This window comes from Streptomyces sp. NPDC031274 (genome assembly GCF_055570235.1).
In genome coordinates, this window is the sequence record NZ_JBVIHP010000017.1 from 147,159 (window position 1) to 165,318 (window position 18,160).

16 protein-coding genes and 1 riboswitch are annotated in these 18,160 nt (G+C 67.6%); of the genes, 8 read left to right on the top strand and 8 right to left on the bottom strand.

Translation table 11 applies throughout. From position 1 onward, the window contains the following. Nucleotides 1-64: 64 nt before the first annotated feature. The gene (locus tag ACZ5CR_RS26325; RefSeq protein WP_468861597.1) at nt 65-1,291 is read right to left on the bottom strand and encodes a cytochrome P450 family protein; all 1,227 of its coding nucleotides are present in this window, start codon (nt 1,289-1,291) and stop codon (nt 65-67) included. Between the two features lie 502 nt (nt 1,292-1,793). Next, complete coding sequence (locus ACZ5CR_RS26330) at nt 1,794-2,480, bottom strand: DUF4232 domain-containing protein (RefSeq protein ID WP_468861600.1); 687 nt, start codon at nt 2,478-2,480, stop codon at nt 1,794-1,796. Nucleotides 2,481-3,005: 525 nt separating this feature from the next. Between ACZ5CR_RS26330 and ACZ5CR_RS26335 the strand changes: the two genes are divergently transcribed. After that, on the top strand, nt 3,006-3,179 hold the full coding sequence (locus tag ACZ5CR_RS26335) for a hypothetical protein (protein ID WP_468861602.1): 174 nt from the start codon (nt 3,006-3,008) through the stop codon (nt 3,177-3,179). Nucleotides 3,180-3,208: 29 nt separating this feature from the next. On the opposite strand, the gene ACZ5CR_RS26340 is transcribed toward ACZ5CR_RS26335, so the two are convergent. Together ACZ5CR_RS26340 and ACZ5CR_RS26345 are read right to left on the bottom strand one after the other, a co-directional pair. Next, complete coding sequence (locus tag ACZ5CR_RS26340; protein WP_468861605.1) at nt 3,209-3,934, bottom strand: transglycosylase SLT domain-containing protein; 726 nt, start codon at nt 3,932-3,934, stop codon at nt 3,209-3,211. Between the two features lie 2 nt (nt 3,935-3,936). Then, nucleotides 3,937-4,094: riboswitch (cyclic di-AMP (ydaO/yuaA leader) on the bottom strand. Nucleotides 4,095-5,413: 1,319 nt separating this feature from the next. After that, on the bottom strand, nt 5,414-6,052 hold the full coding sequence (locus ACZ5CR_RS26345; protein WP_468861607.1) for an ArsR/SmtB family transcription factor: 639 nt from the start codon (nt 6,050-6,052) through the stop codon (nt 5,414-5,416). A gap of 86 nt (nt 6,053-6,138) precedes the next feature. Between ACZ5CR_RS26345 and ACZ5CR_RS26350 the strand changes: the two genes are divergently transcribed. The 4 genes from ACZ5CR_RS26350 (at nt 6,139) to ACZ5CR_RS26365 (ending at nt 8,665) form a co-directional block, all read left to right on the top strand. After that, nucleotides 6,139-6,546, top strand: a complete 408-nt coding sequence (locus tag ACZ5CR_RS26350) for a hypothetical protein (protein WP_468861610.1) — start codon at nt 6,139-6,141, stop codon at nt 6,544-6,546. Beyond that, entirely contained in the window at nt 6,539-6,811 is a 273-nt protein-coding gene (locus tag ACZ5CR_RS26355) for a hypothetical protein (protein WP_468861612.1), read from the top strand. The genes ACZ5CR_RS26350 and ACZ5CR_RS26355 overlap by 8 nt, the downstream gene beginning before the upstream one ends. 586 nt (nt 6,812-7,397) lie before the next feature. Further along, nucleotides 7,398-8,090: a helix-turn-helix transcriptional regulator gene (locus ACZ5CR_RS26360; RefSeq protein WP_468861615.1), complete on the top strand. Its 693-nt coding sequence runs from the start codon at nt 7,398-7,400 to the stop codon at nt 8,088-8,090. 32 nt (nt 8,091-8,122) lie between these two features. Beyond that, the gene (locus ACZ5CR_RS26365) at nt 8,123-8,665 is read left to right on the top strand and encodes a DUF3291 domain-containing protein (RefSeq protein WP_468861616.1); all 543 of its coding nucleotides are present in this window, start codon (nt 8,123-8,125) and stop codon (nt 8,663-8,665) included. A 392-nt stretch (nt 8,666-9,057) separates the two neighbouring features. Here the strand turns inward: ACZ5CR_RS26365 and ACZ5CR_RS26370 are convergent, their stop codons facing one another. Continuing rightward, nucleotides 9,058-10,362: a low temperature requirement protein A gene (locus ACZ5CR_RS26370; RefSeq protein ID WP_468861619.1), complete on the bottom strand. Its 1,305-nt coding sequence runs from the start codon at nt 10,360-10,362 to the stop codon at nt 9,058-9,060. A 397-nt stretch (nt 10,363-10,759) separates the two neighbouring features. On the opposite strand from ACZ5CR_RS26370, the gene ACZ5CR_RS26375 reads away from it, so the two are divergent. Then, on the top strand, nt 10,760-10,903 hold the full coding sequence (locus ACZ5CR_RS26375; protein WP_468861620.1) for a hypothetical protein: 144 nt from the start codon (nt 10,760-10,762) through the stop codon (nt 10,901-10,903). Between the two features lie 58 nt (nt 10,904-10,961). On the opposite strand, the gene ACZ5CR_RS26380 is transcribed toward ACZ5CR_RS26375, so the two are convergent. Together ACZ5CR_RS26380 and ACZ5CR_RS26385 are read right to left on the bottom strand one after the other, a co-directional pair. Further along, a complete protein-coding gene (locus tag ACZ5CR_RS26380; RefSeq protein WP_468861622.1) occupies nt 10,962-12,065 on the bottom strand; it encodes a DUF4037 domain-containing protein in 1,104 nt (367 codons plus the stop codon). 464 nt (nt 12,066-12,529) lie between these two features. Further along, complete coding sequence (locus ACZ5CR_RS26385; protein WP_468861624.1) at nt 12,530-12,895, bottom strand: hypothetical protein; 366 nt, start codon at nt 12,893-12,895, stop codon at nt 12,530-12,532. Between the two features lie 321 nt (nt 12,896-13,216). Between ACZ5CR_RS26385 and ACZ5CR_RS26390 the strand changes: the two genes are divergently transcribed. Continuing rightward, nucleotides 13,217-14,170 (top strand): threonine/serine dehydratase, encoded by a 954-nt coding sequence (locus ACZ5CR_RS26390; protein ID WP_468861627.1) that lies wholly within the window; start codon nt 13,217-13,219, stop codon nt 14,168-14,170. A gap of 704 nt (nt 14,171-14,874) precedes the next feature. Here ACZ5CR_RS26390 and ACZ5CR_RS26395 read toward each other — a convergent pair. Further along, on the bottom strand, nt 14,875-16,203 hold the full coding sequence (locus tag ACZ5CR_RS26395; RefSeq protein ID WP_468861629.1) for a DUF6056 family protein: 1,329 nt from the start codon (nt 16,201-16,203) through the stop codon (nt 14,875-14,877). 440 nt (nt 16,204-16,643) lie between these two features. Between ACZ5CR_RS26395 and ACZ5CR_RS26400 the strand changes: the two genes are divergently transcribed. Beyond that, nucleotides 16,644-18,128, top strand: coding sequence for a glycosyltransferase (locus ACZ5CR_RS26400; protein WP_468861630.1), 1,485 nt, complete (start codon nt 16,644-16,646; stop codon nt 18,126-18,128). Nucleotides 18,129-18,160 lie beyond the last annotated feature (32 nt).

Below are 18,160 nucleotides of genomic sequence, written 5' to 3' on the forward strand. Positions count from 1 at the left end.
TCAAGTTCGTGTCGGGGCGCGCAGTGGCTCTGGGACTTCCGGTAGTGCCGGGTCGAGTCAGCTCTCAGCGTTCTGGGCCAAGGACGACCGGCAGTTCCCGGTGTCCGTTGGAGATGAATGATTCCGCGGGGCGCAGCTCGGATGCGGGGACGGCGAGGGTGAGGCCGGGGAAGCGGGTGAACAGCGCCCGCAGCGCGATCTGGGCTTCCATCCGGGCCAGAGCCGCGCCGAGGCAGACGTGGACGCCGTGGCCGAAGGCGAGATGGGTCTTGTCGGCCCGGGTGAGGTCGAAGGAGCCGGCGCTGGGGCCGTGGAGGCCGGGGTGGCGGCCTGCTGCGGCGTAGGAGGCGAGGATGGCCTCGCCCTGGCGGATCACGAGTCCTGGTGTCAGGGCGATGTCCTGGACGGCAAAACGCATCGGCAGGTGCGCAACGGGTGCCTCGTAGCGCAGCGTCTCCTCGACGACGTCTGCCCAGGCGCTTGTGCCCTCGCGGACCTGGGCGAGCTGTTGAGGATGGGTGAGCAGCGCGACGATGGCCTGGTCCAGGAGGTTGACAGTGGTCTCGTAGCCCGCGCTGATCACCAGGAGGAGCGTGTCGAGGAGTTCTTGTTCACTCAGCGCGGAGCCGTCATCGTCCCGGGTGGCTATGAGCACGGAGGTCATGTCCTGGCCGGGCGTTTCACGTTTGGCCGCGACCAGGTCGGCCAGGATCGCGTACACCTCCTGGGTGTTCGCGGCGGCCTCATCGGGGCTGAGCGTGGTGTCGAAGACGCCGTCGACGGTACGGCGAAAGCCGGGCCGGGAGTGGTCGGGGATCCCCATGAGTTCGCTGATGACCCGGATCGGGAGCGGATGGGCGAACCGCTCGCGCAGGTCGGTGGGTTGCCCGGCGGGAAGGGTGGCGAGTTCCTTGAGCAGCGTGTCGGTCATCTCCTCGATACGCGGCTGCAGGGCGGCGATACGGCGCGAGGTGAAGGCCGGGCTGACCAGGCGCCGCAGCCGCCGGTGGTCGCCGCCGAAGGCGGTGAACATGTTGTCGACGGCCACCCACAGTGCCAGCGGCCAGGTGCCGAGGATCTGGTCGGGGAACATCGGCCAGTGCCGCCGGGGGTCTTTGGAGACCCGCGGGTCGGTGAGGAGCTGTTTGAGCAGGGCCGGGTCGGTCACCGCCCACGCCTCGACGCCCAGGACGTCGACGCGGGTGGCCGGGCCGCGTGAGCGCAGCTCGGCGTCCTCGGCGTGTCGGTCGCTGCCTGCGGCGTCCAGGACAAGGATCTGCGGCTGGTCCATGCGAGAACTCCTCAGGTAGGGGCGACAAGCGGCGCGGTGCGGGCGGGTGGCGGACAAGGAAGCCAGTTCGCGGTGGCGGAGGGCGGGGACAGCCTGCTCCAACCTGCGAAGTACGTCCAGGAGTTGCGCAGTTGCCCGCTGACAGATCAGGCCGCCGACCGGCCGGGCAGTCCGGCGCGGGGACAATCGCACCGGTACGTTGCACCACCAGGCCGCAGCGGATACCGGCCGCTTTCTCGCCGACCGCGACACATTCCGTCGTCTGTTCCGGCAGCGCGGATCCTTCCGGGGACTGGGGACTGGGGACTGGGGACTGGGGACTGGGGACTGGGGACTGGGGGCCGGGGAGCGGTGACCGGGGCCAGCAACGTCCCGTAACCGCGTCCCGCGCAAGCCCGACCCGTGCACTACGCGAGACGAGTACTACTCGCGCCGAGTGCTACTCGAGACAAGTGTTACGCGAGACACGTGCTGACCCTGTTGATCAGGCTGACCTCGCTGATCAGGAGGAGCCGCCCTGACCGGCACTGCCGATCGGGCCGACCTTCACCGGGGAGCCGGCGCCGTCGGTGACGGGCAGCGTGGCGGCGCCGGGCCACGCCAGGGTGAACGACTTCGTCTCGCCGGGCGGGGTCACCACAAGGCTCGTGACCTTCACGCCGGAGCCGCCCGAGTCGTTCATCGGGTAGCTGACGTTGAAGAACGTCGACTTCCCGTCCTGGAGGGTCATCCGGTCGGCCGGCTCGCCGGTGCGCTCGGCGGACAGATCCCCCTCGCTGGTCTTCAGGTCGAGGCCCGCGAACCCGGACAGCACGCAGCCCCGGCCGCTGCTGTTCTTCATCTCCACCGCGACGGAGCCCTCCGTGTCGCCGTCGATGGTGCTGTCCGATGCAGTGATGTCCAGATCGTCGGTACGGCACTTGTCGGCGGCCGTGCCGTCCTCGTCCGAGCCGGTCCCGGCGTCCGTGCCCTGCCCGCCCGAGTTTTTCCCGGCGGAGTCCTCGCCGCCGCCCTGCTCCGAATCGCCCGAGCCCGAACCGCCGTTCTGCTCCGAACCGCCGCCCGACGAAGACGTACTGGATGCGGACGACGGGTCGCCCTGTCCCGTGACGTCGTCGTCGTTGCAGGCCGTGAGCGAGAGACTCGCGGCAACAGCCAGGGCGGCGAAGGTGAGCTTGTGAACGCGCATCGTGTCTTCCTCAGAATCGGATGGGGTGCTGACGGTGCTCGCTACGAGCGAGCACTTCTGACCACCAGGACCCGCCCGGCCGGGCTTCCCGTTCCGATCAATCACCGCCTAATGCATCCCTGTTACACACACCTCCAGGCACCACTCGCACCACGATCGGTCACACCCCGCCTCACAACCGGCCTCTCCCACACCCCTGCCGTGGCCCGCCGCAGGCGCTGTACAGGCGCTGTACGGCAGGGGATTCAGGGGTTCTGTCACGGCGCGCCGCAGAGCGCCGGTGTACGTCACCGGCCGACCGTAAAGGCGGTTCCCGCCACCGTCGAGGCCTGCTCGCGGCTGCCGCCCGGCTGGGACAGACTCGTAACCCGGCGGACCTTGACCCGATCCGGTGTGTCGAGGGTCGTGCGGGGGAGTGGTGCGGCCAGGCAGCACTCCGCCTTGCCGCCCCCCAATGAATCTCGTCCAGAACGGATCTCGTCCAGGCGGGAGCCGTGCGGGATACCTTGGCGGGCGGTCTTCGCAATGCGCAGGGAAATCGTCGAAGACGGCCGCCTTGATCGCGGCGAAGCCGTCGGCCACGCGATGGCCGCGCCCCAGGCAGCGGATCGGCGGTTCTTGGCCGTCGCCGACGGCCCGACCCTGAGCTTCGTCGAGCTGGCCGATTGGCCGAGTGCCTGCGGGACCTGGGGCTCCTGAAGGCGGGGCTGTGACAGTCACCGAACGGTCTAGTAGGGGCCGTTCACGTTGTCGATCGAGCCGTAGCGGTCGGCCGCGTAGTTGCAGGCGGCGGTGATGTTGGCGACGGGGTCGAAGCTGTCCGTGGAGGTGCCGGGCACGTGGTACGCGGCGAAGGTGGGGTCGATGACCTGCAGGAGCCCCTTGGAGGGCGTTCCGGCGACGGCGTTGGAGTCCCAGTTGTTGGTGATCTGAGGGTTGCCGGACGACTCGCGCATGATGTTGCGGTGGATGCCCTCGTAGGTGCCGGGGATGCCGTGCTGGGCCAGTACGTCGAGTGACTCCCTGATCCAGCCGTCGAGGTCGTCGGTGTACGTCTTCTTCGCCGGGGCTGCGGCGGGCTCGGCGGTGAGGGTGTCCGTGCGCTCGGAGCGGTCCGCCCGCTGAGCGGGGGCGTTTTCGCCGAGGGTGAGTTTGAGACCGGGGTGGATCATCTTGGGGTTGTCGCCGAGCGTGCTGCGGTTGTCCGCGTACAGCTTCTTCCAGCCGCCGCTCAGGGAGTGCTCGCGGGCGATCTTGGCGAGGGAGTCACCGGCGGCGACGACGTACGTCGTGGGGGCCGCGGCGGGCTTGGCCGCTGCGCCGGCCGGCGCAGCGGCTGCGGTGGTCGCACCGAGCACCGGGAGGACGAGCACGGCGCCGCCCGTGCCTGCGGCGGCGAGGTTCCGGGTGAGCGGGCTGGACTTGGGGCGGCGGTGCTTTCCCTTTGCAGGCATGACGATTTCCTCTCCGTCGCCTGCGAGGTGAGCTGTCGGGTTCGGACGGGAGATGTCCGGCCGCACTGTGAATGCGACTTCACCCCGGAGCCGTTCCGGAATCCGGATCGGCGGCTTACCTGGGTCCCCCGCTCCTGCCGTGCGTAAGTGAGTGGGATGGGTTTCCGGACAGCGGCAGGATTCGGCGTTCCATCCGGATTGACGGTGACGTTAGGCGAGGAATGCCAGAAGGAACAAGACACGAATTCGCATAGGCAATGCGCGAGGGCTCGCCTCCAGGCGAACAGGGCCGCTCGCACTCATTGATCAAAAACCCCAAATTTCTTAGTGCGCAACGGAAGTGCGCCCAACGGTTCGCAGTTGTTCCCAGCGGCGCCGCGACCGGAAGCGTGACTCAATTCACTGAAGGGAATGCAGCACGAGGGTGCCCCATATGGCTTTATTCGGCATGAATGGCGCGCAAAATAGACATTGGGCCGCGCGTGACCCTGGCGGCACGGGCGCCGGGGCAGGGGGTGTGGTGGCGGTTCACCGCCCTCGCTTTCGCGAAACAGGCACTCTCCCGTACCCGCAACCAGCAGAACTCGCCGGGAAGCGATCCTGCTGGGTCAGGTCCTGCTGTGTGCGCCCCCTGACGCCGATGCCGCAGGGCCCTGGCCGGAGTCTGCCGCTGCCTCGCCCCGCACCCGGCAGGCGAATCCGGCTGCCGGTCCCGGGCCGCTGCGGTCCCTCAGGGGTAGGGGCTTCTTTGTCTCTGTATCCGTGCGGAGACACGGTGTCGGCGGAGCCGGTACTGTCGACGCCCGCAGGATCGACCCTCGGTGGCTTTCCGTCATTTCGCTTCCCCCCCCCCCGCAAAGCGAGGCTGGCTGTGCGCTGGTTGCATGGGGCCAGAATTCCCGCCTGTGTCCGAAGGAGGTAAGGCCCCGATCTCGGTCCGTCCCGCTGGATGTGACGGCATATCAATCCCCTCTCGAGTGTTGTGCATCATGAATTAACGCCGGAGCTGAGAACTCTTTTCAGCTGACGGTCAGATGACCCGAGAGGGTGCCCTGGAGGAAATTCCCGCAACTCCCGCCCAGGGGAGGGAAATCCCGGGGTCCGCCCGGCTTCAGGAGCGGCCCGAGCCTCCTCTCTTAGCATTCTCCGGGGCTCGGGCCGAAGATCGTGACGCGCCCGGCGGAGTCCGGGGCCCGGGGAGGGTGGAGCTGTACTGTGCCGCCGATTTCGATGCGGGCGGAAGGCGCAGCGGATGCGGTGGCTCGGCGAGGTCGCCAGCTTGCAGGAGAGCCTGCGGCACATCGACGACAAGAACAGGAGAGCCTGCGGCACATCGACGACAAGAACAGGAGAGCCTGCGGCACATCGACGACAAGAAACAGCGGGCCGAACGCCTGCGAGCCCAAGCAGGTCGAGGCGAGGACGGCGTCGCTGCCCTGGACTGACCTCTATGCCAGGACTCTGTCGTCTGGTGCGGCGCTAATCGCCGTCCGGCTCAGTCGGCAGGGTGGGCCGGGAGCCCTCGTCGGGCACAACTACCAGGCGTACGGCCATGTGCCGGGAGTCGGGCGGGTGGTCACCGGGCTCCGTCTGGTATTTGCGTAGAAGCGTCTGGTACTCCTCGACGAACGCGGCGACCTGATCCTTCGTCATCCGCAGTCCGGCGCGGTAGATCTGGTTCCAGCCTGCGGAGGAGTCGTACCCGGCGTATGCGCTCACGACCAGGTTCAGGTCATGGGTCATCTTGAGGGCGCCGATCTTCACCGCGGCCTCGCGCTCGTCGGCCGCCAACTCCAGGCCCGGCGGCGTGAAGATGTCCGTCATGAGTGACTTCCACCAGCGTTCCCGGCCGGTGGACCGCTCCTCGATCTCGGCAATCAGCTTGAGGTCGGCGAGTTTGCGCAGGTGGTAGCTGGTGGTGCCGGTGCTTTCACCGAGGGCCTTGGCGACGCTGGTGGAGTTCGCTTCACCGTGCTCGCCGAGGTAGCTCAGGATGTCGCGGCGCACCGGGTTGGACAGTGCCTTGTAGAAGGCTTTGAGGTCCGGGCCGGTGAGCACTCTCTTCTCGGGGCGCTCGACCATGTCGGCCAGCGTACTGCAGAGACTCTCTGCAGCCATCACAGAGACTATTTGCAGAATATCTCTGCAATAGCTACTTTGACTCAGGAGGGTGCCGGCAGGCGCTGGAACGTGCGGGGGTCGAGATGCGAAAGAACTTGGTCGGCAGGCTGTTACTGGCCGCAGGGCTGGCGCTGATGCCATGGCTCGCAGTGCTGTGGACGACATTGCCGGACCCCTATCAGGCGCAGCACTGGCGGGTCGGCTGGGTCGGCTTCGTCGCGTTGGAGATCGCCGGTCTGCTGACGTCAGCGGTGCTGGTTCGGCGTAGTGACCACCGGGCGCCGCTGGCGTCCATCGCGACAGCCGTGTTGTTGCTGGTCGACGCCTGGTTCGACGTCATGACGGCCGGGCACTACGCCCTCATCTCGCTGACGCTGGCCTGCACGCTGGAACTCCTCCTGGCGGCACTGTGCGCTGTCGTCGTGCTGTGGCCGCCGATGGCGGCTTCCGTTCAGGCAACCGCGGTGCAGCGGGTGGCCGTCCATGCCTGAATCACTGGATGCCCAGATGCGGGACGAGATCGACGATCAGGTCGCGGAGGCATTCGACGCTTACCTGGCCGACAGGTTGGCCGAACCGGGGCCACTGCGCGCGTCACTGGCATTGAGGCGCAGCACCAGGCTAGTGCTGGGCACAGTCGGATTGGGCGTACTCGCCACGGCGCTGGCGCCGGACGGAAGCGCCGTCGTCTGCTGGATCTGGGGAGCGATCGCGGTGATAGACCTCGCCTGGCTGCTGACCGCACGCCGCCGTTGACGGTCCGCGGACCAAGTCCTCGCCTGCCAGTCGATCTCGCTTGGTCCATAGGGTTGGGGACTCATGGCGACCGGCTGAACAAGGTGGAGTTGAGAGCGAAGATGTACGTCGCACACGGGCGCTCGCTCCCGTGTGCGAGCTCATCGGCGGATAAGCCGCTTACCCAACGCTGCTGGTTATTGCAGGGAAGCGTCTTCGCCAACAGCGGGCAGGAGGCGTTCTCGGAGGGGCACGCCCACGCCTTCAGTGTGAGCAGGCCCATGCCGACGCGGTGGTCTTCCTGGGCACCTTGACGGAACGCCAGCGTCGCGTACTTACAGGGATACTTGGCTGTTCCGCCGTGAGTCTCGCTGATGCACTGACTGCTGACTCAATCCTTACGCCGAGCGCAGCACGATCCGTATCCGTATCCGGTGCCACTGCGCGCACGAGTGGGTCGAGGGCGAACTGACCCGCTTCCCCGTGATCCGGTCCTCCCCGCCGCTGAGGACCGCCCCAGCTCGGCACGGGCCATCTGATCTGACACGGGCCGTGGATCTGGCCGTCCCCTTCTATCTCCAACTTGTGTTGTTCCTAGAATGGCGAGGTGAAGGACATCGACGCGATCGCGGTGCTGCAGGATCCTGTGCGGCGCCGCCTGTACGAGTACGTGGCGGGGCAAGGCCGTGAGGTCGGCCGCAACGAGGCCGCCGAGGCGGCAGGGGTGGCGCGCACGCTCGCCGCGCACCATCTGGACAAGCTGACGGAGGCGGGCCTGCTCGAGAGCGGCAGTCGCCGCCTGACCGGCCGTTCGGGGCCGGGGGCGGGCCGCCCCGCCAAGGTGTACACGCGAGCGCGGGCCGAGCACTCGGTGTCGCTGCCCGCCCGCGACTACCGCACAGCCGCTGAACTGCTCGCCGAGGCTGCCGAACAGGCCGGCCTGGACGCCGGGCTCTGTGCGGCCGCGCGCCGCCGGGGCGAGACCCTGCGCGGCTCGGCGGCGCCCTGCGGCGACCTCGACGAGGCGGTGGAGATGTTGTCCGCGCGCGGTTACGAACCACATACGGAAGCCGCCGAAGTGAAGGACATGGAAGGTGCCGAGGTGGCGCCCCGCGTGGTCCGTATGCGCAACTGCCCCTTCCATGCCGTCGCCGAGCGCTTCCCGCCGCTCGTCTGCGGGATGAATCTGGCGCTCCTGGAAGGGCTGCTCGGCGAGGACGGTCCCGTCCGCGCCCGTATGGATGCCAGGCCCGGGGAGTGCTGTGTCGTACTCGAAGCTTCTAAAAACAATATTTATTGACATAGAAAAGTGGGCCGTGCTGGGATGAGGTCATGACCGCATCCGCGCATGCCGCGCACCTCGCCGAGCTCAACATCGCCACGCTCCGCCACCCGTTGGACGACCCGCGCATCGCGCCGTTCGTCGAGATGCTCGCCCCGGTCAACGCCGCAGCTGACGACGCGCCCGGCTTCGTCTGGCGGCTTGTGGAGGAGGGATCGCCCGACGCCACCGGCCTGCGCCCGGCGGGCGAGAACGTCATCGTCAATCTGTCGGTGTGGGAGACCCCGGAGGCGCTGTGGGACTTCACCTACCGCAGCGGGCACTTGGAGGTGATGCGGCAGCGCCGTGAGTGGTTCGAGCGACACGTCGAGGCGCACTTGGTGCTCTGGTGGGTCTCCGCAGGTCACCTCCCGACGGTCGGCGAGGCCCTGGGCCGGCTGGCGGACCTGCAGGCGAATGGACCGTCGCCGCGCGCGTTCACCTTTGCCTCGTCCTACTCGGCGGCCGAGGCCGACGAGCATCTTGAGGTCGTGCCGCCGACGCGGCCCGCGCAGGCCGGAGCAACGATGACGCCAGCGGGGGACGCGAACTGACACATGGTTTCCCGCGTGTCGGCGACCTGTCGGCCCTGGTGAGAGGGCGGCGCATTCAAGCGCCATCCCGGTCCTGCCCGGCACCGGTGCCCTCGATGTTCTGGGCGGATGGTGTGCGTGGACCACGTGGACCACGACTCCGCGGCATCGCGACGCCCGGACATCAAGGCGTGGACGGCCGTCGCCGCGGTCCCCGACGCAGAGGTGCGCTACGAGGCCTGGAGCACTACGGCCGCGGAAGGGACGCCAAGTTCCGCCCGCCCCCCCCGGCACCTGAGCCCAACTCCGAGCATGCGGTATCGAAGCCGCACGAACGGGGCCCCATGAGCCGAGGTGCTGAGCCGCCCGGATTGGCAAACACTGGCGGCCTGACAAGCGGCAGGTGACTCCCGTCAGCCCTCTCGCGCGCCGAGTTCCTCCAGCATCTGTTCCTGGTGGCGGTGCCCGACCGTCTCGTAGCCGATCACGGTGACGAACGGCGCGAGCATGACGACGAGCAGGCACACCGCGGTGGCGACGCCGGCCGCGGCCAGGAGGACTGCCGCGATGAGGACGGCCAGCGTGAGCGAGATCAGAAGCAGGTGGAATCGGTCCGCCGTGGACAGCAGCAGCGTGTGCAGCAGATAGACCATCAGCAGATAGAGGCCGACCGGGAGGGCCAGGGAGAGGACCACGGCCACGTCGCCGAGTTCGGAGTGGTGCTCCAGGTGGAGCCCGGCCACGTGCAGTCCCGCTCCGGCGCTGGCGATACCGATGAACAGGGGGATGTGCCCGTAGCCGAAGAGGTATCCGCGGCTGCGGCGGTGGACGAGGACGTCGCCGAAGGGGGTGGCGAAGTAGACCCACCACATGCCGAAGGTCAGTCCGACGCCGGCGACCACGACGGCGATCGCGTTGCCGCTCCAGTGCGTGCCGTCCGCGCCGCCCAGCAGGTCGCCCGAGGAGGCGACGGTCCCGACGACGCCCTCGCCGAGCACGATGATGGCAAACAGGCCATAGCGCTCGGCGACGTGGTGGGGGTGCCAGGGGGTGCCGTCCGCAGCGCCCTGGGTGAGCATCGGAAGTGCCAGTTCCAACGCCCCGAGGACGATGAACGCGATGAACACGGCGGCCAGCGGGAGGTGGGTGAAGGCGACCGCGATCCAGGCGAGCTGGACGATCACGGTCCAGCGGATGTTGGCCATGCCGACGTCGTGGAAGGCGGGGGAGTCACGGGCGGCGCGCCACCACTGGAGCACCAAGGCGATGCGCATCACGACGTATCCGAGCACCATGACCCGCAGTTCGAGGTGTCCGCCCTCTTCGACGGAGTGGAACATCGCGGGCAGGCCGAGCGAGAAAACTACGACGCCGATCATCTGGACCATCGTCAGGGCCCGGTAGAGCCAGTCATCGGTACCGAAGGCGGAGGCGAACCAGCTGAAGCTGATCCAGGCGACGCTGATCGCGAACATCGCGAGGACGAACGCGGTGACCGCCTGCCCTGCGTGCCCTTCGGCGATCATCTCGGCGAAGTGGGATGAAGCGGTGCCGACGGCGACCACGAAGGTGAGGTCGAACAGGAGCTCCAGCGGCGTGGAGACCCGCCCGTGTTCCTCCGGGTCACGCCCGATCATCGGGACCAGTCGATGTGAGAGGGCGGACCTGCCGGGGGTGTCGGGTTTGTGGGTGTTGCTGGGGTGCTGGGGATCACTCATGTCCAACATCATTTCGCACGTCGTCCGCTACAGCCTCACGCCGCACGGCCCGGTCTGCAGGACGGTCTTGGCCACGCAGGCTCTACGTGGTCCTCTCCAGGGTTCTCGGACTGCTCGTGCGGTCGGGCCGCGCGCAGGGGGCGCGAAGGACGTGGGGCCGCTCGCGTCGCGGCAAGAGAATGAGGTGTTGTTGCGTCAGCTGGACTGACGTCCGCGGTCGGTCTGGCCCGGGCGGGCGGTTCCGGCCACGTTGGTCAGGCGGCTGCCGACCGGTCTGCGCGGTCGAGGCGTCGTACTTGCTCGTGCCGCGCAGGCACGACACGAACAGACGCGCCGTCAGCAACGCCGCGACGCATGCGCGAGCTACCTCAGCGCACTCCATGAGCGCGACATCGCCATGGATGCCATCCTCGCCGCACTGCGTTCCAACGAACCCGACCTAACCGACGCCGACGAGAGGATACGCCGCTTCATCGGACTGGCCCGCGAGGTGCAGGACTTCCGTCTCGCCGTACGTGACACCATCGGCGGCAGAAATTGATACCGATCACTCGCCCTGGTAACGCTCTTATCCACTGATGACAGCCGAGGAATTCCGCTCACCGCCAGACGGACAGCAGTGTGGTGTGGGTGGCAGCGCGAGCCAGGCCGGGTCGGTTGAGGACGTCAGTGCTGTCGATGAACTGGTCGACAGCCCCGACTGTGGGCAGAGCGCGGACTGCGGAGTCGGTAATTCGGTCCGTCAGAGCGGCAGTAAAGCGTTCGGCGTGCAGGACCTGGAAGGGGCGGCTGTGGTAGGGCCTTGTGGTCGGGTCGACCGGGTCGGTGAGGGCGAGCTGGTTGTGCAGGGCGGCGATGGTCTCGTAGGCGCGTGCGAGGTGCTGTTCGCGGACGTGCCAGTCGGGGGCGGCGAGCGCAGCGGTGAGTACCGGGGTGAGGGCGGTGGCTTGGGAGGTGAGGGCGAAGGCGGAGCCGAGCCATTTGCTGTAGGGCGGGTAGCGGCGGTCCATCAGCAGGCAGAGCCGCATCAGATCGCGCACCAGTCGAGCAGTGACCACGGCGGAGCCCAGCTCGTCGCCCACTTCGCCGCAGCGGCCGACGAAGGCTTCTTCCTGGGAAATGCGTTGCCACTGGCAGGCAAGGAGGTAAAGCCAGAGATCATGGGGATACCAGTCGAGATTGGCGCGTGCCGGGGCGAGTTGTTCGAGCCCGTCGTGGAAGACGGCGCCGGTGGTGACCTCCGCAAGGCGCTGGGTGGGGGTGGCCAGCCAGTCCTCCGGGGTGATGTCCAGGCGTGGGTCGAAGCCCAGTTGCGCGGTGAACCAGGCGCCCGGATCGGTGACGTCGACGCGGTGGTGGACCGGCCCGTCAGTCACCTGCATGAACCCGATATCCGCCTCGCCGGTGAGGGCGAAGTGGGTCGGGTAGTCGCAGAAGATCTTAGGCAGACGGTCGGAGAGCAGTTCCCTGATCCTTGCGCCATGGCGGGTGGCGTCCCGCGGACTCAGGAAGATTTGCAGGCGGGGGCCCCACTCGTGGTCAGCGGAGCGGGCGGTGTCGAATCCGAGGACCTCCGAGCCGCTGCCGAGACGGGCGGCGGAGTGCACGATCCCGGGGACTGCCTGATGCAGTACGGGACGTACGGCTTCGAGGTAGAAGCGGCGGGAAAGTTCCAGGCCGGGGATGAAGGCGGGCGTGGTCATGCCGTGGAGGGTGCCTGCCTGGCACATGGTTAGTCGACGGATTTTCCGGCCCGGCGGCCAGCGGTTCAGCGCCTGAACAGCGAACCCCTCAGGTTCAGGACATGCAATGATCCGTGCGCACCGTCGAGTCTTGACCGATGCGCACTGGAAGCGTGCCGCGATCGGCACGGTGCGGCTCTCTGTGAGGTCCTTGGCCTCTTCACCCACCAGATCGTCGCGGGGCGACGGCGTTCTGCCCGGCCGGGCACCGGGTGGGGTCAGCCGTCTTCGACTGCTGGCGTGTCGGACAGACCTGCGATCTCCGTCTCTGTTTCGGTCGTGCCATGTCCTGCGCCACGGGTTCCCGGAACGGCATGGGCTGGTGGCCTGTGCGCTTGTGCGGCTTCAGACGGCAGGGCGGGGAGAAGGGGTGAAGCCTTCTCCCCGCCCTGATGCCCGGGGTGGTTCGTTCTGTGCGGCGGTTGTCAGATGCGGCCATGGGTCAGCCGGGTCAGGGGCCCGCCCCGGGTCTTTGCCGTGCGGCGTCCGGCGGTGAAGGCGACGCCGGCCACACTGACCAGGCCAGCGGCAGCGCCTGTGGCTATGGCCTTGCGGTTCTTCACCAGGGTCCAGCCGGTGACTGCCGTTGAAGCGACCTTGCCGGTGGCCGACACCACGGTCTTGCCGCCGCTTTCGATGCCCGCGGCCGCCGCCTGCTTCGCACGCTGGGTCGCGAGACCGAACGAATGCGCACCGGAACCGGCGGCGTCGGCCGCCTCTGCGGCGGAATCCTTCGCCTTTCCGGCGGCCTCAGCCGATTCCTGCTTTGCCTTCTGTGCAGTGGTGTTCACGTCGCGGGCTCCTGTCCTCGCAGCGGACCGCCCCTTGGCGGCTGTTGCCTTGGCGCTGTGCCGGGTGTCCCCGGCGCTTTCATCAGAGGGTCTTCTCTCTTGAGCCATGTGGTCCGTGTTGCCACGTAACAGTTGGTGAAACTCTGGGCGTTCGATTCTTCGTCGGAAGCGGGCAGGGAATTCGGTGGCCCCAGGTCCGGATCCGGGCCGAGTGTCCGCGGGGCGGGCGATAAAGCTGCAGCCGGGTGCACAACAGGCCCCCGGGATCGGCCACGTATGGTGCAGACGGATACGGCGTGCGAGACATCCTGGAGGGGTGCCATGGTCGGTGTTGAGGACGTGGAGAGCGCGGCGGCGCGGATCGCCGGGCATGTGGTGCGCACTCCCACGCTGCCCAGCCCGGGGTTGACCGCGTTGCTCGGGGTACCGGTCACGGTCAAGCTCGAGCTGCTGCAGCGCACTGGTTCGTTCAAGGCGAGGGGAGCTGTCGCCAAGCTGCTTGCGATGACCGATGAGCAGCGCGCGGCCGGGGTGGTCGCGGTGTCCGGTGGCAACCATGGCGTCGCCGTGGCGGAGATGTCGGCCGCGCTGGGTGTGCACGCCACTGTGGTGATGCCGCGCACCGCACCGGCACGCTCGGTGCGGGCTGCCCGGACCGCCGGAGCCGACGTACGGCTGACCGCGACCATGGCCGAGGCCTTCGCGATGATGGACCGGCTGGAGGCGGACGGGCTCACCCTGCTGCACCCGTTCGCCGACCCGGTGGTCATCGCGGGGCAGGGCACGGTGGGACTCGAACTCGCCGCCGATGCCGGTGAATTGACGGATGTCCTGGTATCCATCGGCGGTGGTGGTCTGATCGCCGGTGTGGCGGCGGCGCTGCGGGCACGCCGGCCGGATGTGCGCGTGTGGGGCGTGGAGACCACCGGGGCCGACGCGATGTCCCGGGCACTGGCTTGCGGTGGGCCGGTTCACGTGGATGTGGATTCACGCATCAGCACGCTGAGTGCGCCCACGGTGTCCCCGCTGACGTACACCATGGTGCGTGACCTGGTCGACGAGGTACTGGTCGTGCCCGAGGCGGAGGCCTACGCGGGCGTGGTCGAGCTGGCCGAGCACGCCAGGGTATGGGCGGAGCCGGCGGCGGGCTGCCTCCTGCCGGCGGCTCGCCGTGTCCTTGCCAAGACCGGCGAGGCGACCAGGCTCGGCCTGGTGATCTGCGGCGGCAACGCGTCGGTGGAGGATGTGACCGCGTACGCGGGAGCGATCCTCTGAGCCGAGCCGGGCCGAGCCGGGCCGGATCGGGTCCGGCGAGGCTCGCGACCCGCGGTGCGGTGAGCGTGACCAAGCGGGCGACCGCGTGCAGTGTCTTACCGCCACTGTAGGGGGGCTTCGTCCGGCCAGTCGTTGACTGAGTCAACGACCAGCGGCCCTGGCTCGCCATCACCCCTTCGAGCTGCCCGCTGGAGGTCTACAGAGCGCAGCCGAGCACACCAAGCCCCGGGAGAGGGCGCGGCGATGAGTGAGACGCCGAAGACCGAGTCTTCGTCGCCCCATCCGCCGGCAAGGACGTCAGCCTTGCCGAGTGCCGCGATATCACTCGCTGCTACGTGATGCCTTAAGCCGCCCGAGACGTCAGCTTTCATCAGTAGTCGATGATTTGCCTCGACCAACTCACGTGCTGTTACCCGCAGTTCACGGGAGAGGTCGCGGGTGCGGGCCAATCGCTCCCGCAGAGCGCTCAATCGCGGGTCCACCACCACGGGGAGCGGCCGGCTGAGACAGCCGCTGTCATGCCAGCCTCCTTAAGGACCAGCCTCCTTAAGGGCCAGCCACCATAAGGAGCTGTTGCTCTGTCGCTCCGCGCAGGGAGGGGCTGTGCACCGGAATCAGACAGACCTTGTCGGGCTTCTGTGCCGACTGGAGGTCTCGATCCGGCTCACTGCCAGCTTGGGGACTCGGGAGCAACTCGCAGTCGGTCAGGGCAGCTTGAAGGTCTGAGTGATGTGTTGCACCTGGTAGTAGTCGGCTATGCAGGAGGCGGGCCACTTCGCGCGCCCGCCGTGGCGGAACGGCTCGGTCATGTGGCTGAGGGGCAGCCGTTTGTACGGCAGTACATGCAGGCCGGTGGCGGCCTGGCTGTGCATCCGGCGATTCTGGCGGTCCCAGTCCTGCGCGCGAGTGATCATGTGGGATTCGAGCCCCATGAGCGACGCCGCGAGTGCCACGCAGGTGACGGCGTACGCCACGGCGGCCCCGGCGGTCAGGACCAGACCGGCCTGCCGGACACGGCTTCCCACAGCGCGACCGGCGAGAGTGCCGACGTGGACGAGGAGCAGGACGTAGAGCAACAGATAGTCGTTCCACAGGCGCGTCGAGGACACTACGGCCTCACCGAAGACGGGGTAGGTGATGACCGTGCACACGTAGCCGGAGGCGAGCAGGGCGCACACGCCCGCCACGGCCACAAGGCCATCCTTCATACCGGGTGCGGTGGGCCGTCCCATGGGGCCGCGCGCCAGCAGGCCAATGATGATGCCCGCCGCGACCGCCCCCAGGTACGGCCAGGTCGTGACCAGCGTGCGGACGATCTCGCCGAATCCGCGCAAGGACGCAAGGAGCGATTCGGGATCGAGCATCGTCGAGGAGTTCTTCCGCTCCCGCCGGCGCCGTGAGCCCGGTGACGTGTAGAGAATCAGGACGCCGATCACGATGCTCACGATCCCGGCGGCGCAGCAGACCCGGAGGAACCTGCGGCGGGCTTCGGGGAAGAGGCGGCCGCTCGTCAGCAGGGCACACGCCAGGACGGTCGCCGCGACAACGCTGGTCTCCTCCGAGAGGAGGCCCAGGGACGCCCCCGTGAGGACGACGGTGAGCAGCGCGAGGACCTTTGCCCGCCGCGATGTCGCCCGTAGTACGGGGATGGCTGCGGCGCAGGCGAACACCGGGGGCAGGGTGTGGGAGACGGAGGCGGCTGGCCAGTAGAACGTCTTGTAGGTGTTGGGCGAGCCGAAGAGGAACAAGGCCGTCACCATGGACGCCACCAGGAGCGGGACGCCTCGCGGGACCGTGAGCCGGGCGGCGTGCACGACGGCGGCGGTGAAGGCCCACACAAGGACGAGTACGAGCGCGCCGCTGACCGGGGTGAACCATTGCTGGCCCGCGTCACCGAACCGCGCGTAGGCCCAGACCAGCACGGCGTTGACGAGACGCCCGTTGTCGTGGAGGTAGAACTTCTCCACCATCGCGGACAACCCGCCGTCGCGGACCACCGGCAGGAAACACCAGTCGTCGCCACCGGGGCGCACCCAGCGAGCGTTCCCTACCGCAAAGACAAAAACGGTGAGTGGCAGGAGTGAAAGAAGCCTCACCCATGCGGATGTTCCACGCACTGTCTTCCATGGATTCGGGTCGCTCCCGGTGTGCTGACCCTGAACAGCCTTTTTCGGCGCCTGCGTCACACGCTGCTCCCTTCCCCATTGGAGCCACGAGGCAAGATTTCTCGACATGAAGATACAGTTTGCAATTTGCTGTCGATCGGCACCCGCCCCCTCAGGGTGACCTGAAAAGAACGCGACGCTGCTCCGTCTATCTGGTTCCATCACGTTCCATCACACCGGACCGTTCTTCCAGCGAGCGTACAGAGATCCCACCTGTCCGGGCTGTTTTCTTACCGTCGTCTTGAAGAGATGCGCCATGATGACGGACGCAGCAGGAAAGGCTGCACTCGCATCGGCTGAGGTGACGAATGGAAGAGTGTCAGATCTCCGTTGTTGTGCCGTGTTTCAACGAGGAGGAGGTGATCAATACTTTTCACTGCGCGCTGATGTCGGTCCTTGGCGATACGCAACAGATTTTCGAGGTCTGTTACGTTGATGACGGCAGTCGCGACACGACCCGTGCCCAACTGCGGGCTTTCGCCGCCGCGGACCCGCGTGTTCGCTACACGTCTTTCAGCCGGAACTTCGGAAAAGAAGCGGCCATGCTCGCGGGGCTGCGCATGTCGCGCGGCGATGCCGTGGCCCTCATGGACGCCGACCTTCAGCACCCGCCGGGTCTGCTGCACCGCATGCTGGAACTGCGGCAACACGGATACGACCAGGTAGTTGCCCGCCGGGACCGCTCCGGCGAGGGACTGCTGCGGAGGACCCTCAGCGCCGCGTACTACCAGGCGGTGGATCGATGCATGGACGTCGATGTCGTCGACGGGGAGGGGGACTTCAGGCTGCTGTCGCGCCGGGCCGTGGACGCGATCCTCGCGCTGCCGGAAGCCAACCGGTTCTCCAAGGGAATCTTCTCCTGGATCGGCTTCGACACCACCGGTTTCACCTACCACAATGTCACCCGTGCAGCAGGACGCTCCAAATGGAGCGGCCAGCACCTTTTCAATTACGGCATCGACGGCCTCATCTCTTTCAACAGCCGCCCGCTGCGCCTGGTCATCTACGCCGGAATAGCCCTCTCGTGTGCAGCTTTCGCGTACGCGCTGTGGATAGGCGCGAATGTCGTCCTGCACGGGGTGGAAGTGCCCGGATTCGCTACCCTGTTGATCGCCGTTGTGGCCCTGGGGGGAATACAGCTCGCCACACTCGGCGTCATCGGCGAATACGTCGGGCGGATCTTCGGCGAGACGAAACGCCGCCCGCCCTACGTGGTGCGCGAAACTGAAAGGGAACTGCACCAGGCCGATGCCGTCCCCGCGTCCGCCGGAATCAGCCATACTCTTGCGGCGAGGGTGAGCGTGCAGCCGGAGGTCTCGATTCCCGGACCCGACAAACTTCGCACCCTACGGCAATTCTTGATCTTCGCGTCGATCGGAATCGTCAATACCGCCGTATATATGGTGGTCTACGCCTCGCTCAACCGATGGATCTCGTACCTGATCGCTCACGTCATCGGCTTCGCGGTCAGTACGGTCGGTTCATTCCTCCTGAACACCTACATCACCTGTCGCGCAAAGCCGACCTGGCAGGCCTTCTTCCGCTTCCCGCTCTCGAGCCTCGTCAACATGGTGTTCAGCGGCGTCCTCCTCTTCTTCGGCGTGTACTCCTTCGGGATGGGCAAGAACGTCACAGCCCTGGGCGCAGGGATCCTCGCCACGCCCCTCTCTTTCCTGGTCGCCCGCTGGGCCATCACTTCCGGCACCGCGCACTCCCGCCGGCAGGAGTCCAACCGGGCCCCTGCGCCCGACAAATCCGGCCACCTCCTGGAGCACGACCACGAGAGCTCGTGACCGCGTGACGGCGTGCGGCGCCGAAGGGCGCC

Bases quoted from the DNA above. Each gene is read 5' to 3' on its own strand.
- ACZ5CR_RS26325 (WP_468861597.1), bottom strand. From the start codon at position 1,291: ATGGACCAGCCGCAGATCCTTGTCCTGGACGCCGCAGGCAGCGACCGA.
- ACZ5CR_RS26330 (WP_468861600.1), bottom strand. From the start codon at position 2,480: ATGCGCGTTCACAAGCTCACCTTCGCCGCCCTGGCTGTTGCCGCGAGT.
- ACZ5CR_RS26335 (WP_468861602.1), top strand. From the start codon at position 3,006: ATGCGCAGGGAAATCGTCGAAGACGGCCGCCTTGATCGCGGCGAAGCC.
- ACZ5CR_RS26340 (WP_468861605.1), bottom strand. From the start codon at position 3,934: ATGCCTGCAAAGGGAAAGCACCGCCGCCCCAAGTCCAGCCCGCTCACC.
- ACZ5CR_RS26345 (WP_468861607.1), bottom strand. From the start codon at position 6,052: ATGGCTGCAGAGAGTCTCTGCAGTACGCTGGCCGACATGGTCGAGCGC.
- ACZ5CR_RS26350 (WP_468861610.1), top strand. From the start codon at position 6,139: ATGCGAAAGAACTTGGTCGGCAGGCTGTTACTGGCCGCAGGGCTGGCG.
- ACZ5CR_RS26355 (WP_468861612.1), top strand. From the start codon at position 6,539: ATGCCTGAATCACTGGATGCCCAGATGCGGGACGAGATCGACGATCAG.
- ACZ5CR_RS26365 (WP_468861616.1), top strand. From the start codon at position 8,123: ATGACCGCATCCGCGCATGCCGCGCACCTCGCCGAGCTCAACATCGCC.
- ACZ5CR_RS26370 (WP_468861619.1), bottom strand. From the start codon at position 10,362: ATGAGTGATCCCCAGCACCCCAGCAACACCCACAAACCCGACACCCCC.
- ACZ5CR_RS26375 (WP_468861620.1), top strand. From the start codon at position 10,760: ATGGATGCCATCCTCGCCGCACTGCGTTCCAACGAACCCGACCTAACC.
- ACZ5CR_RS26380 (WP_468861622.1), bottom strand. From the start codon at position 12,065: ATGACCACGCCCGCCTTCATCCCCGGCCTGGAACTTTCCCGCCGCTTC.
- ACZ5CR_RS26390 (WP_468861627.1), top strand. From the start codon at position 13,217: ATGGTCGGTGTTGAGGACGTGGAGAGCGCGGCGGCGCGGATCGCCGGG.
- ACZ5CR_RS26400 (WP_468861630.1), top strand. From the start codon at position 16,644: ATGGAAGAGTGTCAGATCTCCGTTGTTGTGCCGTGTTTCAACGAGGAG.